Origin of the sequence: Collinsella aerofaciens, assembly GCF_005844325.1 — a bacterium.
GTDB lineage: Bacteria > Actinomycetota > Coriobacteriia > Coriobacteriales > Coriobacteriaceae > Collinsella > Collinsella aerofaciens_G.
The window spans coordinates 142,906-162,012 of sequence record NZ_SPFY01000002.1 but is presented as its reverse complement, the minus strand read 5'-3'; the positions used below and the strand labels follow the sequence as shown (position 1 = coordinate 162,012).

General features: G+C 60.7%; 15 protein-coding genes. 1 reads left to right on the top strand and 14 read right to left on the bottom strand.

Annotated elements, in window-relative coordinates; all coding sequences use genetic code 11:
* Nucleotides 1-99 precede the first annotated feature (99 nt).
* From FGQ61_RS01530 to FGQ61_RS01500, 7 genes are all read right to left on the bottom strand, one after another.
* On the bottom strand, nucleotides 100-588 hold the full coding sequence (locus FGQ61_RS01530) for an S-ribosylhomocysteine lyase (protein WP_099432485.1): 489 nt from the start codon (nucleotides 586-588) through the stop codon (nucleotides 100-102).
* 202 nt (nucleotides 589-790) lie between these two features.
* Nucleotides 791-1,801, bottom strand: a complete 1,011-nt coding sequence (locus tag FGQ61_RS01525; protein ID WP_171021470.1) for a LacI family DNA-binding transcriptional regulator — start codon at nucleotides 1,799-1,801, stop codon at nucleotides 791-793.
* Between the two features lie 182 nt (nucleotides 1,802-1,983).
* Nucleotides 1,984-3,402: a 6-phospho-beta-glucosidase gene (locus FGQ61_RS01520; RefSeq protein ID WP_171021469.1), complete on the bottom strand. Its 1,419-nt coding sequence runs from the start codon at nucleotides 3,400-3,402 to the stop codon at nucleotides 1,984-1,986.
* Between the two features lie 146 nt (nucleotides 3,403-3,548).
* Nucleotides 3,549-4,997 (bottom strand): PTS transporter subunit EIIC, encoded by a 1,449-nt coding sequence (locus tag FGQ61_RS01515; RefSeq protein WP_138374337.1) that lies wholly within the window; start codon nucleotides 4,995-4,997, stop codon nucleotides 3,549-3,551.
* 70 nt (nucleotides 4,998-5,067) lie between these two features.
* Nucleotides 5,068-5,907: a PRD domain-containing protein gene (locus tag FGQ61_RS01510; RefSeq protein WP_040360113.1), complete on the bottom strand. Its 840-nt coding sequence runs from the start codon at nucleotides 5,905-5,907 to the stop codon at nucleotides 5,068-5,070.
* A gap of 249 nt (nucleotides 5,908-6,156) precedes the next feature.
* Nucleotides 6,157-7,131 carry a nucleoside hydrolase gene (locus FGQ61_RS01505; RefSeq protein ID WP_138374336.1) on the bottom strand — a complete coding sequence of 325 codons (975 nt, stop codon included), beginning with the start codon at nucleotides 7,129-7,131 and terminating at the stop codon, nucleotides 6,157-6,159.
* Nucleotides 7,132-7,161: 30 nt separating this feature from the next.
* Complete coding sequence (locus FGQ61_RS01500) at nucleotides 7,162-8,124, bottom strand: ribokinase (RefSeq protein ID WP_138374335.1); 963 nt, start codon at nucleotides 8,122-8,124, stop codon at nucleotides 7,162-7,164.
* Nucleotides 8,125-8,310: 186 nt separating this feature from the next.
* On the opposite strand from FGQ61_RS01500, the gene FGQ61_RS01495 reads away from it, so the two are divergent.
* On the top strand, nucleotides 8,311-10,527 hold the full coding sequence (locus FGQ61_RS01495) for an acyltransferase family protein (RefSeq protein ID WP_138374334.1): 2,217 nt from the start codon (nucleotides 8,311-8,313) through the stop codon (nucleotides 10,525-10,527).
* Nucleotides 10,528-10,637: 110 nt separating this feature from the next.
* Here the strand turns inward: FGQ61_RS01495 and FGQ61_RS01490 are convergent, their stop codons facing one another.
* The 7 genes from FGQ61_RS01490 to FGQ61_RS01460 all read right to left on the bottom strand — a co-directional run bounded on the left by FGQ61_RS01490 (nucleotide 10,638) and on the right by FGQ61_RS01460 (nucleotide 19,073).
* Entirely contained in the window at nucleotides 10,638-11,834 is a 1,197-nt protein-coding gene (locus FGQ61_RS01490) for an Nramp family divalent metal transporter (RefSeq protein ID WP_138374346.1), read from the bottom strand.
* Between the two features lie 74 nt (nucleotides 11,835-11,908).
* Nucleotides 11,909-13,753 (bottom strand): magnesium transporter, encoded by a 1,845-nt coding sequence (locus tag FGQ61_RS01485; RefSeq protein ID WP_117758587.1) that lies wholly within the window; start codon nucleotides 13,751-13,753, stop codon nucleotides 11,909-11,911.
* Nucleotides 13,754-14,081: 328 nt separating this feature from the next.
* Nucleotides 14,082-15,488: a polysaccharide deacetylase family protein gene (locus FGQ61_RS01480; RefSeq protein WP_229025834.1), complete on the bottom strand. Its 1,407-nt coding sequence runs from the start codon at nucleotides 15,486-15,488 to the stop codon at nucleotides 14,082-14,084.
* 72 nt (nucleotides 15,489-15,560) lie between these two features.
* On the bottom strand, nucleotides 15,561-16,316 hold the full coding sequence (locus FGQ61_RS01475) for a PRC-barrel domain-containing protein (protein ID WP_055252569.1): 756 nt from the start codon (nucleotides 16,314-16,316) through the stop codon (nucleotides 15,561-15,563).
* A complete protein-coding gene (locus tag FGQ61_RS01470) occupies nucleotides 16,316-16,705 on the bottom strand; it encodes a YtxH domain-containing protein (protein ID WP_117742967.1) in 390 nt (129 codons plus the stop codon). The genes FGQ61_RS01475 and FGQ61_RS01470 overlap by 1 nt, the downstream gene beginning before the upstream one ends.
* A gap of 136 nt (nucleotides 16,706-16,841) precedes the next feature.
* Nucleotides 16,842-17,675, bottom strand: coding sequence for a cyanophycin synthetase family protein (locus FGQ61_RS09665; RefSeq protein ID WP_229025833.1), 834 nt, complete (start codon nucleotides 17,673-17,675; stop codon nucleotides 16,842-16,844).
* Between the two features lie 24 nt (nucleotides 17,676-17,699).
* The gene (locus tag FGQ61_RS01460; protein ID WP_055285343.1) at nucleotides 17,700-19,073 is read right to left on the bottom strand and encodes a hemolysin family protein; all 1,374 of its coding nucleotides are present in this window, start codon (nucleotides 19,071-19,073) and stop codon (nucleotides 17,700-17,702) included.
* Between the last annotated feature and the right edge of the window lie 34 nt (nucleotides 19,074-19,107).

Here is a 19,107-nt window from a genome sequence, read left to right as displayed (position 1 = left end):
AGTCCCTTGCGGCGTAGTTCTTATTTAAGCCGTCCAGGTTTTGGGGTGCAGTTCAGAGCGGGAGCGCTTCTGGCGCAAACGCTATTCCTGCCAGCAGCCTTACGCCTGCTGATAGTGCAGGTGCTTCTCGTCGATATCGGCCAGGTCGCGGTCAAGGTAGCGGCGTGCGAGCCAGTTTGCCATGGGGAGGTTCTGGTCCAGGTAGTTACCGCACTCCTCAGGAGCAGCACCGGGGACATCGCCCTCAAAGCTGGCGACAAACTCGAACAGCTCACGCACGAGCGGCAGAATCTCCTCGCTCGTCAGCTCACCAAAAACAACCAGGTAAAAGCCTGTGCGGCAGCCCATGGGACCAAAGTAGACAATGCGGCTCGACCACTCGGCATGATTGCGAAGGAACGTGGCACCCAGGTGCTCGATGGTGTGGCACTCGGCCGTGTTCATGACCGGCTCCTTATTGGGCGTGGTCAGGCGCAGGTCAAAGGTGGTGACGGCGGCGCCGGTCGCCGGATCGCGGTCGATGCGGCTCACATACACGCCGGGCTCGAGCAGCAGATGGTCAACGGAAAAACTCGCGATACGCTCCATGGCAGATCCTCTCGGTAGTTAAATTGGGACGGGGCTCTTTTAGCTGGTTCGAATGGTCGCACCAATCATACCAGTCAAAAAAGCCCCGTCCCAAATGAGCTACCCGGGACGGGGATCAATGAGTTTTAAATCCCCGTCCCAGAAAAATCATTCTAGGTAATCTAGAAGGACTTTTCCGCTCTGGGGTCTGGCGCCGTTCCGACTAGATCTCGCGCACGCTTTGGCGCTCGACAAAATAGGTCGATACGGCCGTCTTGCAGGTATAGCTCTTGGGATTGCGGATGTTGCCCACCAGGCGGCGCACCGCGATCTCGCCCACCTCGTGCTTGGGAACGTGCACCGTGGTGAGCGGCGGATTGGAGAAGGCGCCCAGAGACAGATCGTCAAAGCCGATGATTGAGACATCCTCGGGGACACGTATGCCGTGCTCGTTCAGCGCGCGCATGGCGCCTACGGCGAGCACGTCGTTTTCGGCAAAGAAAGCCGTCGGCAGGTCGTCGCGCGAGACGCTGTCGAGCCATGCGCCCATGTCGCGATAAGCACCTTCGAGCGTGGTGCCCAGTGTGACGCGCCATGTCGGGTTGGCCTCAAGATCCGCGTCCTCAAGCGCTTGGCGATAGCCGCGCTCGCGGTCCTTAAAGTTGCGGATCCGAAGGTCGCCCGCCAGATAGCCGATTTGCCTGTGGCCTTTCTCGATAAGGTAGTCCACGGCACGCAGCACCGAATCGGTGTTGGCGATGACTACGGCATCGAAGTACTGGCGATCGCTCCAGCCGTCGAGCACAATCAGGTGGGCGGCAGCGTCGGCGAACAGGGCGTAGTCCTCCTCGCCCAGCTCGGTACCCATCAGCACGATGGCGGCCGACGGGTCGGCGATCAGGCCCTCGACCTGCGGGCGCACGGCGTCCAGGTCGCTAAAGTCGAGCGAGACAAAGCTCGTGCTCATGCCGTGGCGACGCGCCTGGCGCTCCACGCCCTCGATGACCGCGGGATGGAAGGTGCTCTCGTCCAGGATGGCGCCCGTCTTGCGCGCAAGCACAAACTGGATGCTCTCGAGCTGCGTCGACTGCTGATAGCCAAGCGACTGCGCGCACTCCAGGATGACCTTGGCGGTCTCCTCGCTCACGCTGCGCTTGCGGTTGAGCGCGTTGGACACGGTTGCGGGCGAAAAGCCGGTAATGCGGCTGATCTCGCGGACGCTTGCTTTAGCCATCGTTCCCCCTAGCATCGGTCGCGGCCGAGCATCGTGGCTTGACCGCCCCGTGGCTCGGCAACTAAACGACCGCAAATTCAATCTAAACAGAATAGTAAATGTTTAATAGCTAGTTTAGCCTGTTGTCAGGCGAAGTGGCACGACTATTCCCCCAACGGGCGCATTTGTCCATCTTAACGTTATTACGCAAGGTCTTCGCCATTGCTTGCTATTACGCGTCGGTACCATTCGAAGCTTTTCTTTTTACGTCTCTCAAACGAGCCCGCACCGCTATCGTCTCGATCGACATAGATAAACCCGTAGCGCTTACGCATCTGTCCTGTGGCGACCGAAACCAAATCGATCGGGCCCCAACAGGTATATCCCATGAGTTCCACCCCGTCGAGCTCGACGGTCTCCCTCATCGCCTCGATGTGGGCCCGCAGGTATTCAACTCGATAGTCGTCTTCTATTTCACCCGAATCTTCCGGCACATCAGGAGCACCCAAACCGTTTTCGACGATGAACAGCGGCTTTTGATAGCGATCCCAGATTTCATTCATGGTGACGCGCAGCCCTTTGGGGTCGATAAACCTCCCCCAAGGCTCCTGTTTTAGATACGGATTAGGCGCCGAGCGAAGAAGGTTCGAATCGAACTGACCTTCCGCATGCGCTTTTGCGACGCGCGTCGAGTAATACGAAAACGAGACGAAATCGACCAGGTTTGCAGCCAGTACTTCGCGGTCATCATCCCGATAGGGCACCTCAAAACCATGGCGGGCGTATTCCTTGAGAACATGGCTCGGGTACGCACCGCGCACCTGGACGTCGGTAAACATGTAATGGCTGCGATTCTCAGCCTGCGCAGCCAGCACATCGTCCGGATCACATGTAGCCGGATAGAAGACACCTGCGTTGAGCATGCAACCGATCTTCGCCCCGGGGCACAGTTCATGACACGCCCCGACCGCACGGGCACTCGCAACCAATACATGGTGCACGGCCGTGTGAACCGTTGCATAGCGATTCTCCCCTTGCTCGAAGATGATCCCCGCCGCCATAAAGCACGCCTGCGTCATGATGTTGATCTCGTTAAAGGTCAGCCAATAATTGACCAATCCCCGATAGCGCTCGAACACGGTACGCGAATATCGATCGAACAGGTCGACCAACCTGCGATCGCGCCATCCGCCATACGCATCGACGAGATGCATGGGGACATCATAGTGGTTGAGCGTCACCAAAGGCTCAATGCCATGCGCGCGGCACGTCCTAAAAACATCCTCGTAAAAGGCAAGGCCTTCTTCATTGGGCTCGGCTTCGTCTCCTTTGGGAAAAATGCGGCTCCAGGCGATCGATAAGCGCAGGCATTTAAAACCCATCTGGGCAAACAGTTCAATATCCTGCTTGTACCTATGGTAAAAATCAATGCCTTTGCGAGCGGGATAGAAGCTGTCGGGTGCCAACGCACGCGGATCAAGGTCTCCCCGCATGACGTCCATGCGCTGATCGCCAAACGGCAGCATGTCGGAATTGGCTAAACCGCGACCGCCTTCGTTCCATCCTCCCTCGCACTGGTTTGCAGCCAGAGCCCCGCCCCATAAAAAATCTTCTCTAAACATTATGGTGTCGTCCTTTCTATCAAATTCCCGGCCCACGCTGTCGAACGCAACGGACTCGGCAAGTGCCGCGCAACAGCACAGTACCGTTGCGCGGCCAAGGGGTCGGACCGCGCAACGGCTGGGGAGCATATTTGTGCAGTAGCCTCTTATGCCTCGACGGATTCAACAGCCTCAGAATCGCCGCTCTTGGACTTCAACGGCATCTTCTCCTGTCCTTCAAATCCAAAAACCATCGCCAACGCAAACGTCACGGCACCGCCAGCAAGACACCCGATGGTGCCGGGGATGATATCCTGAGCAAACATGAGCACGTTCATCCATGGGAAACCAACGCCAGTGAAGATATAGACGTTGGCATGAAGAAGGCTTACCAGCAGACCACCGACAGCACCACCAATCATGTTCCAGGCAAGAGCTTTCTTGTCGCGAAACAGGATGCCGTAGATGATGGGCTCACTCACGCGACCGAAGGCATAGGTGATGAACAAGTTCCAGCCCGTGGCTCGATTCTCCTTGTCCTTAGCGCGCAGGCCATAGGCGAGCGCGATGGCAAGCGTGGTGTAGGCTACAACCGCGGCGCCGGGGTATAAGATGGCGTCGTAACCGTTCTGGAGCGCGGCGGGCAATATGGCGGTATAGATCGGCACGTGCATGCCGGTGGCGATGATCAGATTCCAGAATGCGCCGATAACCGCGGTCGCAGCGGGACCGGCAACAGAGGCGAGCCAAATGATGAAATCGGCCACAAGGCCCATGACAAATTGGACGGCAGGGCCGCAGAGGCACAGCGCGACCGGCAACATCACGAGCACCGTACCCACGGGTACGATCAGAACGCGCAACATATCAGGCGAGATCTTCTTAAAGAAGCGCTCAACATAGGACTGGGCCCAGGTGATCAAGATGACCGGAAGAACAGCCTGGGTGTAGTTGACGAGCTGCATGGGGATGCCGAAGACGCTGAAAGGCTTTCCGTCCTCAACAATAGCGAGCATGTCGGGGTAAATCATCACAACGGCGATGAGCAGTGCCAGCACAGGGCTCGTTTTGAACTTCTTAGCCGAACTGTAGGCAGCAAATACCGGGAAGTAATAGTACGCCGCATCGCCCACCAGGGAAAGGATCCGATACAGGTCGCTCGTTTCGGACATAAAACCGGCGCCTTCGGGCCCAAACAGAATAACGAGCATCTTGAAGATACCGGCGACACAAAAGATCGGAAGGATCGGGGTGATAGCGCCGCTCACGGCATCGAGCAGCTGATTGAAGAGGTGCTTGGGCGCCAAGCGCTCCTTCCAGCTAAGCTGAGGGCCATCGAGTTCCTCGTCAATCGATACCGTGACCTCGAATCCGCCCTGCTTACAAACCTCGTCGTAGACCTTGTCGACCGTGGGCCCGATCACCAGCTGCACCTGCCCTCCGGCGTGCACGACGCTGATGATAGACGAGATGTCCTCAAGCTTCTCATCATTCGAGAGGCTTTCATCCTTGAGGCTGAAGCGCAGGCGCGTCATGCAATGCGTAACCGAAGCCACGTTTTCCGCCCCGCCCACAGTGGAGAGAATCTGCTCTGCCACCTTTTTGTAATTTGCCATCATTGGCTCCTTTGCACAATCTTGGCTTACTGTTCGAATCGGCAAAGGTCATGCCCCGAATGGCTACGGGTTACAATCCTTTTTTGGAGATGATCCGGTTGAGATGGATCATCAGATAGAGTTCCTCCTCCTCGGAGAGCGTGGCGTCCCACGTTTCACGACAATAGGAACCGATATGCTTCACGCACTCTGCCAACTGCGGAAACTCCTCACGAAAGTTCTTGTACATCTGCATGTTGGCGCTGTTCAGCGACTCGCCGGCTTGAATGCGCTTGAACAGGTACCGCAGATGCGTGGCGAAGCGGGTGAAATCAAAGGAATCGCGGTCGACAATAATGCGGAAATCGCTTTCGAGAATCTCGATAACGTCCTCGAGCATATCGTCGAACTGCTTTGTGGGCTCGGCCGTGGCTTTGACGGCTTCAACAACCCGTGCGTTCACGAGATTCATCGCAATACTGGCAATCTCATCCTTGGGAAGCCGCTCTCCGAGCTCCTTCTCGAGTCGCATGACGATAAACTGGGCAGCCTTGTATTCCTTCGGATACGTCTCCCGCACTTCATAGGCAAGAGGCATCGCGATGCGGACCCCCTTTTGGGCTCGCGCAACGGCAAACGACAGGTGATCAGCCATGAACAGCGTCGCATTGGTCGAGAGGTCGTAGGGCAGTTCGTTGGCAACGATGTCCATAACTTTCGCCGCAAACATCACGATATCCGAGGGAAGATCCCTCATGACATCTTGTCCTTTAGGATCAATGTCGTAAAACGTATGCTCGATTTTAGAAAGAGGGAGCTCTCGAGGAAAATCTCCGCCGAAACCGACGCCCCTGCCCATGGCGATGACATCTCGCCCCTGTCCGTCACGGCAAAGAACCGCGTTGTTGTTAAGCTTTTTAATTGCAAGCATGGTGAACCTCCTTTCAAGAACACTCACAGAAAAAGGCATGATAGCCAATAGCAGTGCTATTGCGGTCATGCCTTACGTAACAATCCGTGTTGTATTGCTCTTGGGCATGCCTCCACACAGGAGTAACAATCCAAGATGCAAAATGCATTATAGCGCTCTCCCCGCCCCGGGGACCATCGGGCTGGCGAACGGTAGATGTCGGCCCGCCAGCGGCCACATCGAGCAGATGGGCGTGCTTCGATCCCGAGCCTAGCCTAGGACACGGGCCATACGCGTCTTGAACTCGGACAGGAAGCGCGGAGCATCCACGGTCAGTGCCACAAGCGCGCTCTTGTCCGGATCGGACAGGCGACGCTCATCGCAGATGGTGCGACCGCGGTACTCGCCCAGCAGATCAACACGCAGGTTGCAGCCGAGCGCACCTACGAGCGTGGGGTCGATCGCCACGGCAACGGCCAGCGGATCGTGCAGCGCGCAACCACCCAGGTAGGGTGCGTTCATCTCGTACGAGCCAATGTAGTGCTCGACCATGCTCGCAAATGCGCAGCCCGCCATGGTGCCCGAGCCCGTCCAGCCGGCAATGTCGCGGCGTGTGAGCACCACGCGATGCGTCACGTCCAGACCCACCATGGTGAGCTTACGGCCCGAGCGCAGCACCGCGTCGGCTGCCTCGGGGTCGCTCGCCATATTGGCCTCGGCGCCCGCGCTCACGTTGCCGGGCACGGTAAGGGCGCCGCCCATCACGACCACGCGGCCGATGGACATCATCGCCGCCGCATCGCGCTCCAGGGCGAGCGCCAGGTTGGAGAGCGGGCCAGTCGCTACGTAGACCAGATCGGGACCATAGGTGCGCGCGGCATCGATCAGATAATCGACCGCAGCGTTGCCGTCGGCCGAGGTCGCCCCCACCGGCTCGTAGGGCGACGCGGGCACGCTCGCGCCGCCGATGCCGTTCTTGCCGTGAATGAGCGCGGTGGACGCCGGCGGCGTATAGGGCTCAGTCGCTTGCAGAGGACGGTCGGCACCCAGGTACACCGGAACCTCGGGGCGACCCAGCAGATCGAGCACCGCCAGGCAATTGTGCGCCGATTGCTCGACGCGCACGTTACCAAAGCACGTGGTGATGCCCACGAGCTCCACCTCGGGGCTCGCGATGGCATAGGCCAGCGCCATCGCATCGTCAACACCCATATCCAGATCAAGGATCAGCTTCTTGATTGCCATTGTTCTACTCCGCTTCTCCGTCTTTATCGTTTAACCAAACCAATGTTCAACTTCGGCGCGCGTGGGAATCGATTGCTGAGCGCCCAGGCGCGACACCGTCACTGCCGAGGCGCGAGCACCCGCGGCCATGCACTCAAAGAGCGGCAAGCCCTCTAGGCGAGCCGCCGCCAACGCGCCGATAAACGTATCGCCGGCGGCCGTGGTATCGACTACCGTACTCGAAAGTGCCGGCATGCGCAGCAGCTCACCGCCATCGCCGAGCGTAACCGAGCCGGCACCGCCCAACGTGATGACCGCAGCTCCGGCACCCTTGTCGAGCAGCGCATTGAGCGCGGTGACGCAACTCGCGTCATCCGTGGGCAGAATGCCCGTCAGCACCTGGCACTCGGTCTCGTTGGGGCAGACCAAGTCGACCGCAGGCCAGACCTCCGCAGGCAGCTCGCAGGCGGGCGCTGGATTAAAGACCGTATAGAACCCCAGCTCGTGAGCGCAAACAAGCGCCTCGGCCGTCGCTGCAAGGTCACATTCGCCCTGGGCGATAAAGACGCTTCCGGCAGCCGGGGCAATCTCGCTGGCGTCGCCGTCGAGCTCATGAGCCACCAGACGCCTCAGCGCGCAGGCAACGTCCGCGCCCGCAAGCGCATGGTTGGCGCCCGGTGACAGTACGATGCGGTTGTCGCCCTCGCAGCGAACGATGGTCGCCGTTCCCGTCTCCACGTCATCGCGATGCACTACAAAGTCACAGTCCACGCCGGCGTCTTGGAGCCCCACCACGAGCGACGCGCCGAACGCGTCGCGACCGACCGCGCCGATCATGTGCGTGCACGCGCCCATACGCGCGGCAGCTACGGCCTGATTGGCGCCCTTGCCGCCGGCGTTGGTGATAAACCCGCTGCCGCCGACGGTCTCGCCCGCGCGCGGTATGCGCTCGCACGCCACCGAAAGGTCCATGTTCATGCTGCCGAACACCGCAACGATGCCGCGATCTGCCATGGAAACCTCCTCATCTGCGGGCTTTGCACCCACCGTCGACCGTCGATTGCGCGCCTTCGCACCTCTATAACTTTAGTTCACTTTGATGTGAACGCACCCTTGAGGTTGCGCCAGCAGCAAGCATTCACAGGAGCAGGCAGCTACAATGAATACGTGCTGATTATTCTCGTCATTGGATGATGTTTTATGGAACAATTCTCGCAATCGGGCTCGCGCGGTCGACGCCGCACGGGCAACGAGCCGGCGCCGCACGAACGCGTGAAGAGCGAACGCCGTGCCAACGAGCCGCGACGCACCACGAGCCCCCATCGCGCTTCTGCCAACAACGCGGGCCGCGCCAACACTCCCGCCGCGGAGCAGATGCCTGCTCGCCCCAAGTCCCGCTACATCCCTGCCCTTGACGGCCTGCGCACGCTTGCCGTCGTCGCGGTGGTGCTCTATCACCTCAACCTCACGTGGGCGCAGGGCGGTCTGCTCGGCGTCACGATCTTCTTTGTGCTTTCGGGCTATCTGATCACACGCCTGCTACTCAACGAAGTCGCTAAGACCGGCCGTATCGACCTCAAGAGCTTCTGGATCCGCCGCATCCGTCGCCTGGTCCCCGCCGTGGTGACCGTCGTGGTGGTGACCTGTGCGCTGTGCACCGTCTTCAACCACGTGATGCTCACCAAGATGCGCCCCGATATCCTGCCGTCGCTGCTGTTCTTCAACAACTGGTGGCAGATTGCCCAAAACGTCTCGTACTTCAACGCCCTGGGCGATCCCTCGCCGCTTACGCACTTTTGGTCGCTCGCCATCGAGGAACAGTTCTACCTGGTTTGGCCCCCGCTGCTGCTCGCTATGGTATCCATGCACATGAGCAAGCCCAACACGCGCCGCGTGGTTCTGGGCCTTGCCGCGGTATCTGCCCTTGCCATGATGGTGCTTTACAACCCTGCCGCCGACCCCAGCCGCGTGTACTACGGCACCGACACCCGCGTGTTCTCGCTGCTGCTGGGTGCCTGGATGGCCTTTATCCCCGATCGCGACCTGGCGCCGGTGCGTCTCGCTCGTCGTTTGGGGCTCAATCGCCTGGCCGGCGCCGCCAAGCACGGCAAGAACGCCGAGGGCAAGCCTGGCGAGAAGGCCGACGAATCAGCCGAGACCGGCCCGGCACAGCCGAGCGCCCTCGTGCGCTTTTGGTCCTCGCCCGCATCCATCGATGTGTTGGGCCTCGTGGGTCTGGTTGGCCTTGCCGCCATGGTCGCGCTCACCAACGGCTACACCGCGTTCCAGTATCGCGGAGGCACGCTGCTGTGCTCGATCCTCACACTCATGGTCATCGCGGCCTGCGTGCAGCCCCAGGGAATAGTTGCCCGCGCGCTGTCCGCCGAGCCGCTCGTATGGGTTGGCAAGCGCTCGTACAGCATCTACCTGTGGCACTATCCCCTGCTGTTGCTCATGAACCCGGTCGCCAACATCAACGATACACCGTGGTGGCAGTACATTTTGCAGGTGCTGTTGGTGGTCGCCGTGGCCGAATGCTCATATCGCTTTATCGAGACGCCGTTTAGGAAGGGCGGCTTTGGGCGCACCGTTGCCGAATTCCGCGATGGCACCACCACGCCCGCCAACTGGGCACGCACGCACGTCCCCGTCTGCGCAGCCTGCGCTGTCGTATTGGTCGTTGCACTGGGCGGCCTGATCTTTGTGCCCGAGACGTCTGCGCTGAGCGGCGAGGGCGCCGAAGTCCTCAACAAGGAAGCCAAGAACACCGCGCCCACCGACCAGCAGGCGGCCGACGACACCGACAAGGACAACGACGGCTTCCCCGATGGCTCCTACGATCTGCTTATGATCGGCGACTCCGTGTCGCTGCGTGCCGTAGACACCTTTGACGGTGTGTTCTCGCACAGCCATATCGATGCCGAAAAGGGCCGCCAGTTTGATGCGGGCCGCGCGACATTTGAGGGCTATATCCAGCAGAACCTTGCCGGCAAGATCGTGGTCTTTGCACTGGGCACCAACGGCTTGGTAACCGACGACCAGATCGACGCCATCATGGACGATGCAGGAGATAAGCGTATTGTGGTGTTTGTGAACACGCGCAGCCCGCAGCCGTGGGTTGGCTCTACCAACCAGGCCATCGCTAACGCCGCTACGCGCTACAAGAACGTGCGCGTTATCGACTGGTACGGATACAGCGCCAACCGCAACGACCTGTTCGATGGCGATGGCACGCACCTATCGACCACTGGCGTGACTGAGTACCTCAACTTGATCCACGATGCCGTCAAGAAGGACCTGCCCGTGCATCCCGAGGATCACGTCAACGATCCGCAGCCGGCAGCCGTCAAGTCTGCCACCGACGCACTCGTCAATGCGCTTGCCTTCAAGCCGCACAAGCTGGGCACCGACAAATAGCCCGCAGCAAACAACCCAAAATCACTCTTTTCGAGCCGGCCCCAAGAGGTCGCGGGCAAAAAACAGGCCGCAGTCCATCGCTGCGGCCTGTTCGGAAGCAAAAGTGGGCGTTAAGCGCTGTAGCCCATCGCTTGCAGGACAAACATGACGACCGTGAGCGCCGTAATCACGCCGATAGTCGCCCAAGTGAGCACGTTCCACACGCGGCCGTTGCGGTTGGCGCCCATAATGTGACGCTCGGCGGCGATAACCACCTGGAACACCAGAACCACGGGCAGTAGCACGCCATTGATGACCTGCGAGGTCATCATAATCTGGAACAGATCGACGCCGGGCATAAGCACCAGCACGGCAGAGATACCGATGATGGCCGTAATGATGCCGCGATAGACCGGGGCCTCGTCCCAGCTGCGGTCGGCACCGCGCTCCCAGCCAAATGCCTCGCAGATAGCGCTCGACGTAACGCCCGGCAGCACGCAGGCAGCCAAGAAGCTCGCCGCGACCAGGCCCGAGGCAAACAGTACCGTGGACCACTGACCCGCAATAGGCTCCAGCGCGCGGGCAGCATCGGCAGCATCGCTAATCTGAATGCCCGCCGGGAACAACACCGTACCGGTCGTGATGATAATAAAGCCGGCAATGACATCGGCAGCAAGCGAGCCGCTCACGGTATCGATGCGCTGCAGCACGATATCGTCCTCGCCCGCGTTCTTATCGACCACGTTGTTCTGCGCCAAGAAAATCATCCACGGCGCGATGGTGGTACCGATCGTCGCGACCACGAGCGACACGTAGCTGGGGTCATTTTGAATGTTAGGCACGACCAGGTCGACCGCGACCTCACCCCAGTTGGGGCCAGCCATAAACGCGGCGACAATATAGGTCACGAACACGCAGCTCACCAGCAGCAGAATCTTCTCGATGCGCTGGAAACTACCCGACATGGTAAGCATCCACACCAGCAGCGCCACCAACGGCACCGAAATGCTCGCCGGCACGCCAAAGAGAGCAAGGCCGCTGGCGATGCCCGCAAACTCCGAAATGGTAACAGCCGTGTTGGCGATCAACAGCGCCGCCATAGCAAGTACACTCTTGCGCACGCCAAAGCGCTCACGAATGAGCGATGCCAGGCCCTTGCCCGTGACGCAGCCGCAGCGTGCCGCGGTCTCCTGCGTCACGATGAGCAGCACAGTCATGACGGGAAGCATCCAGAGCATCTTGTAGCCATAGCTGGCGCCCGCGCTGGAATACGTTGCAATGCCGCCGGCGTCATTGCCCGAAAGCGCCGCCAGCAGACCGGGACCCATAGCGCCAAAGATGGCCGCGATGGTCAACTTTTGCTTGGTGCCCGACTTTTGCTTGGTATTTTGCACGCGACCACCTAACCCATGACCGACATGGTGAGCAGCACCGCAGCGGCGCAGTACGCTACGCACGAGATCATGACGGCAATAACGTTCATGGCGGTGCCCGACGTGTTGAGGTCATGCTCGTCACGCCAGAACAGCACCATCAGGTAAATCACGGCGCTCATGTTGCCAACCAGGCAAATGATGGCAGCGATATTAAAGCACCCGGTAAAGAGTTGCTCCTCAAACATGGGCGCATCGGGGAACGCGGCAGTGCGCACCAGCTGCGCGCACAGGTAAGTAACAAGCGAAAGGATCAGGCCCATACCCGTGCTCTGGAAGAAGAATCCCAGGTACGGTTTGGGCTCGTCGTCGTGACCGTCGTACTCGAGGAAGTAGTTCTTGACGAACGACACCATGCGCGAGGCCGCCAGCAGCACGAGCGGCATGGCGCACATGGGGAACACCACCAGATGCGCGGAGCCCAGCGCCGTCCCCAGCACCGTCGCCATAATGCACGAGGCGATGCCCCACACGACGACCCAGTACTGACGATGCACGAACCAGCTGAGCACGTTCGTCGAGTCGTCCGACGCGCTATCGCCCGAGCCGACACCGGCGATCTGCAGGTCCTCCTGATGCTCCTCGGCGATAACGTCCATGGCGTCGTCGAAGGTCACGATACCCAGGATATGACGGTTCTCGTCGCAGACAGGGATGGCAACCAGGTCGTACTTGGTCATCTCGTCCGTCACGTCTTCCTGGTCCTCGTCGGGCGACACATAGACCAGGTCGCGATAGGCCAGCTGACCCAGCGTGGCGTCGCGGTCGGCTACGATCAGCGTGCGCAGCGAAAGCACGCCGGTCAGCATGCCGCTCGGATCCTCGGTATAGACGTAGTAGACGCTCTCGAAGTCCTCATCGAGTTTGCGAATCGCCTCGATGGCATCGCCGACCGTCGCCGTGGCGGGCAGCGAGACAAACTCCGAGGTCATGATGCGGCCGGCGGTGTTGTCCTCATAGCCCAGCAGGTTACGAATCGCCTTCTCCTCCTTGACGCCCATCAGGCGCAGGAGCTTCTCGGCCTTCTCGTAATCGAGCTCGTCGATCAGGTCGGCGGCGTCGTCCGGGTCCATCATGGCCAGCATCGACGATGCGTCCGTGTCGGACAGACCCTCGAGCATCTCGGTCATAAGCTCGTCGTCATCGAACTCCGAGATGGCCTCGGCGGCCTGGGCAGTATCGAGCTGTGCAAACACCTGCGCACGCAGGCGCGGGTCGAGCTGCTCGATAATGTCGGCGATGTCGGCAGGGTGCAGCTCGCCGAGCGTCTTGTGCGACACCGAGAGTTGAATGTTCTTGGTCGAGCGGTCGAGCAGGTCCATGTAGGACCAAGCGATGATGTCCTCACTGAGTGGCTTGCCCAGGTGCTTCATAAAGCCTTCGACGATATGCTCGAGCGCGGGGCTGATGGCGCGTAGCAGACCGCGAGCACCGACCTCGGCGCCCAGCAGGCGCAGCTGGTTTTCGCCCGACATGGAAAACTTGATGTCGTTTACGCGCACGACCTTCATGCCCTGCGTGTCGACAATCTGCTTGTTGAGCACGTCGCGGGCAAGCAAGAGTTCGGTCGGCTGCAGGTACGAAAAACGGATTTCGGTGGCCGACGTCTTAAGGTGTACACCCGTCTCGTCGATACGGTCGACCCATTTGCGCCAGCTGATCATAAACGGCGTCTTGCCGGGTCCGCGGAACGCGAGCGACGTCACGTGCGGAAAAACTTCGCCGGTAGCAATGCCAAAATCGTTGACCACGCCGAGCTTTTCGCCATCGACGTCCAAGACCGGCAATTTGAGCATCTCACTCAGATAATTCAATGGTGCTCCCCATCATTATTCCTCCGAACGCGGCCGCATGTGCGACGTCCGGGGGCTTCTGGATATGTATACGCATGCGCGGGCTGCACGCCGCTCGACGCTTACACCCCGTGCATGCGCAAAAAGCACCTGCATGGGGTCATCGACTGTATGGTCGAGGTTTGGATTTCACCTGTAACCTTTCTCTTGACCCTCATTAACCGCAGTAACTATAGCATCAGCATCGCCCTGCGGCATCGAATTTATGCGCTGCACATTGCAGGCATACCAAACGCTGACGTATCCGTGACATAGCCATTGGGGACGTTCTTAAATGACTACCCAATAACTACTCTGTGGTGTCATTGTCCTCGGCAAGTTGGGGGAGCACAGCGTCCTTGGGCATGGTGGCCTTCGTCAGCGAGGTGAGCTTTTTGCTCAGCGACGTGTCCGTCTTGACCAGGTCGCTGAGCGTCACGATCTTGTAGCCGTCGGCGATGAGGCCGTCGATAATCTGCGGCAGCGCCTCGAGCGTCTGCTCGGCGCATTCGTCTCTATCGGTGAGCAGCACGATATTGCCCGGCGTCACCGAATCGAGCACCGTCGAGACCTGCTCGTCGGCACCGTTGAGTAGCCAGTCGCCCGAGTCGATATTCCACGAGACCACGGCGGAGACCAGGTCCATCGCATCAATCCAGTTTTGCTCGTCAAAGGCAGCGTAGGGAGCACGCAGTAGCATCGTCTTCACGCCGGTCGCCGACTTAATCGCATCGGTGCCTTTCGTGATCTGTTCGCGTACCGCCTCACGGTCCTGACCCTTGAGCGAATCGTCGCTGTAGCTGTTGGATCCGATCTCGCACCCGGCATCGACAATCGCCTTGGCCGTGGCAGGCGAGGCCTCGACCGCATCGCCCGAAAGGAAGAACGTCGCGGTGACGCCCTTTTCCTTGAGCACCTGCAAGATCTGTTTGGTGGCGCCGCTCGGACCCTCGTCAAACGTCAGCGCCACGTACTTTTTGTTGCCCTTGGGCGCCACGCTGGCGCACGCAACAACGCAATCGGTGGCGGGCACAACCTCGCCGCGATCCTGCGTCTTGCCCGACTGCTCACCAACCCACACCTCGGAGCGGCCCTGGACACCCCACGTCTGCACATACTCGATAGCGCCCGTGCCCTCGACCTTGAGCTTGGGCTCGATAACCGTAGCCTGAACCTCGTGTTTCTCGTAGGTGTTACGGCCATTCTTGACCGTCACCTTCTCGCCACCCTCGAGTTCGCGGCTATCCCATTTGCCCTGCTTCACGCGCTTGCCGTCGACCTTCACCGACAGCTTTTCGCCTCCATGGCGCTTGAGCACACTGTCATCGACGGCCAGCAGGTCGCCTGCGTCGTAGGTGTCAGTCAAATCCTGTTCGTCGATGAGATTCTGCAGCGTAGAGCCCACGCGCACCGCGGTCTTCTGGCCGTTGAGCTCCACGTCCACGCTGCGGTTGACGTAGCCCACGACGGCAGCGATAAACAGCACGAGCGCGCAACCCACGGCGATGAGCGCATAGGGCAGGCGAGACGAACGACGGGGTGTGCGGCTGTTGCCGATGCGAGCGCTGCGATCGCTAAAGCCGCGGCTATGGTTGAGATACATCGCGCCGGGCTTACGGTGACGCTTGCGCTGACCGCTAGGCAGCTGCCCCAGGTCGCGGCGCGCCGTCGGACGCGCACCCGAACGCCCGTTTAAGTTGGATCCGTTTTGGCGCATGTGCCCTCCCCCATAAACACAGCAAGCCGGAGCAACAGGTCTCCGGCTTGCCTCCCATCATTTGGTACGTCGCTATTTTGTAGCTTTTGACGAGCCTCCGCTCGCCTTTTGGTATTCGTCCTTAAAGGCCTTGAACATGCCGCGCGTCTTGCCGAGCTGCTTGCCCAGTGCGCGACTGCCCTTGTCCACGGCAACCGATCCCTTGTCGTCGAGCACCTTGGCGCCCTTTTTGACCTTGTCGCCCACCACGACGCTGGCCTCGGCGGCCTTGGCAGCCGCACCGCCCGAATACCCGAGCGACTTGACCTCGTCCGAGACGACCATCGCGCCGTTCTCGTAGCCGCGCAGCATCGTCGGCGGCACCTGCGTGTCACCAACCAAAACACTCGAAGCAGCACCGGCGGTCACATAGAATGCCTGCACGATGCCCGAGCGTGGCTTGAACTCAACATCCGAGCAATAGCCCACGACGTCGCCCGATTCCGTGCGCACGTCCATACCGACCCAGATGATGCAATCGTCCAGGTTGATGTCGAGGCGCTTGGCGGCGGCGGCATCGTACGTGTCCTTGACGTCATCAACCGCAATGGCGCCCTCGTAGACACCAATGGCGTCGAGCGCCACGAATCGGTCGGGACGCTCGATCATGCCCGCGATATCGGACTGGCGGACCATAAAGCCGACCACGCGCGTACCGCCCGGGGTAAAGACCGGAAAGTGAATCTTTCCGAGCTTTTTAGGGCTGCGCGGCGTGCCGTCCTTTTTGGTGCGCTTGTCCTCGGTAGGCTTGCGATAGATCTTGGCGCCGACAAAATCCCCAGCGCGCATTATGCCTCGGTCGAGGGCTCCGCAGCCTCGGTATCAGCCTCGACGGCGTTCTCGACCACGACGTCGGCGGCAGGCGTCACGTTGCCGCCCGAAATGGCGTCGTTGAGCTGCTCGCGCAGCTGGTCCATGCGCTCGCGGGCCAGGTCGACCTTGGCGCGCAGGTCGTCGGTCTTGGCGTCGACCATCGGGCCAAAGTCATTCACCGCAGCACGGGCCTCCTCGGCGCCGTGCTCGTAGGTGTCGCGCATATTGTCCCAGGCGTCGTTGGCGATATCGGCAGCCATGGCGCGGGTCTCGGCGCCCGAGCGCGGGGCCAGAGCAACGCCGATAATAGCGCCGGCAGCGGCACCAAAAAGTGCGCCGGAGACAAAGCTGAAAGTCTTACCCATGATCATTCCTCTCCTGCGGGCACGTCGGTGCCCACCGTTTGAATGCTGTCCATTATACCCGCAGCGCATCACTTGCCGCTCCGCTCATCTGCGTACGGCAAAAGCGCAGGTACGTGATGGTGATAAACGAGTAGGCCTACTCCTGAGGCATAGCCGGCATGGCCACTGTGGCACCCGGGTCCTCGCCGGCGCCGTCCACGAGCGGCAGGCCGCCCTCATGCGCAGGTCCTGCCGGAACCGTCGCCGCGCCGCCAAAGACAGCCGCGGAAGCCTCGTGGTTCTCGGCAACCGCGCCCTCGGTATCGATCGCCACCTGGGGCTCGTCGTCAAAGTTGGGGACGCCCTGGGGCTCGGTGGGAACGGGCTCGGCGGTCACATCGGCAGCGGGCTCGGGGTCGACCGGCACATCGCCCTCGTCAGCGCCCTCGTCCTCGGCAGCATCTTCGCCGTTCGCAGCGGCGACGGCCTCGTGAGGATCCTTGCCCTCGGCCTCGGCGCGCATGCCCAGCACCAGGTTGCGCAGGCCCGCGACCGTGCCTTCCACGTCGGGGGTAGGCTGGTCGGCGTGCAGATAGGCCCAATCCATCATAAAGGTGGCCGAAGACAGCGCGCCGATGGCCAGTGCGTCGTCGGGGCACGAAAGCTCAACCTCAAAGACACGCTCATCGTGTTCGCTTACGCGGGTGCGGCCGCACGAGATGCTACCGGCAAGACCGGTCTCGTTCATGAGCTCAACCGTCACGTGCTCCAACAGGTGGCAGAGCTCGGTCTGGCCCATGCAGTCTTGGAACTCGCGGCCGGAATCGCCCAGGCACAGGTGCTTGGCAATCGCGGGCACCAGGTAGTACACGCGCGCCGTGGCCTCGATGTCCTCCGAGGTCATGAGCGGCATGCCGGGGTTCACCAGCACATGCGCGCAGATCTTGTCCTCACTGACGGTGACCTTAAGGATGTTGAACAGGCCTGCCATAACTCTCCCCTACTCTTCCTTGTCCTACTCGTCGCCGTCGTGCGGATTCGCGGAACCCGCACCCGACGTCGTCGGCTCGTCTACCGAAGACTCGGAATCCTTCTTATCGGTTTCGGCCGGAGCGATCACGCGAATGAGCGAGATGCGCTGGCCACGCATCGACTGCACTTTAAACTTGTACCCCGCGACCTCAAACACCTCTCCGATGTCGGGCACCGAGTCGCAAAGCTCCAAAATCCAGCCGGCGATGGTCTCATAATCATCGCTTTCCTCGAGCGGCCAACCAAGCTCAATCGCGTCATCGCACGAAAAACGCCCATCAACGAGCCACTCGCGGCGCGAAAGGCGCGTGAGATACTTGTTGTCGGGGTCGAACTCGTCCTCGATCTCGCCGACGATCTCCTCGACGATATCCTCGATGGTGATAATGCCGGCCGTGCCGCCGTACTCGTCCACGACCACCACGATCTGGTCGTGCGAGGTCTGCATCTCGGACAGTAGCGGCAGGATGTCCTTGGTGTCGGGCACAAAGGTGGCGTCGCGCAAAAAGCCGGCGATGGGCTGGTCACCCTTGCCGTCGAGCGCGGGTTGGATCAGGTCCTTGATGTGCGCAATGCCGGCGACGTTGTCGGGATCCTCGTGATAGACGGGGATGCGGCTGAAGCCGGTCTGGCGCATGGTGGACAGCACGTCGGCGACCGTCTCGTCGTCCTCGCACATGGTGGTGTCCACGCGCGGCACCATGACCTCGCGGGCAACGGTGTCGCCCAGGTCGAAGATCTCGTGGATCATGCGCTTTTCCTCGTCGAGCAGGTCGTCCTGCTCCGAGACCATGTACTTGATCTCTTCTTCCGAGACGTTCTGACGGTCGTCGGCACTCTTGATGCGCAGGATGCGGGCCAGGCCATCGGAGCAAGCGCCGGTCAGCCACACGAGCGGACGAGCGATCTTTTGGAAAAACGACAACGGCCCCACGACCTGCTTGGACACGCCTTCGGCGTTGGCCAGGCCGATGCGCTTGGGCACAAGCTCGCCGATCACGATGGACACGAAGGCGACCGCGACGGTGATGATGACCGGCGCCAGGCCGCGCGCGATGGCGGAGAGCGGCGCGATGCCAAAGCTCATGAGCCACGTGGCGAGCGGGTCGGACAGACTCGTCGAGGCGACGGCGGACGAGGCGAAGCCCACGAGCGTGATGGCGACCTGGATGGTGGCGAGCAGCTGGTCGGAGTCGGCAGCCAGCTTAATGGCACGCTCGGCGCGCTTGTCGCCTTCCTCGGCCTCGTGCTCCAACACGGCGCGCTTGGCCGTGGTGAGCGCCATCTCGGACATAGAGAAGTAGCCGTTGATGAGGGTCAAAACGAGGGTGGTGATAAGGGAGATGGTTATGTCCATCGGGAGTTTCTCGAACCTCCAAGATTCGGGACGT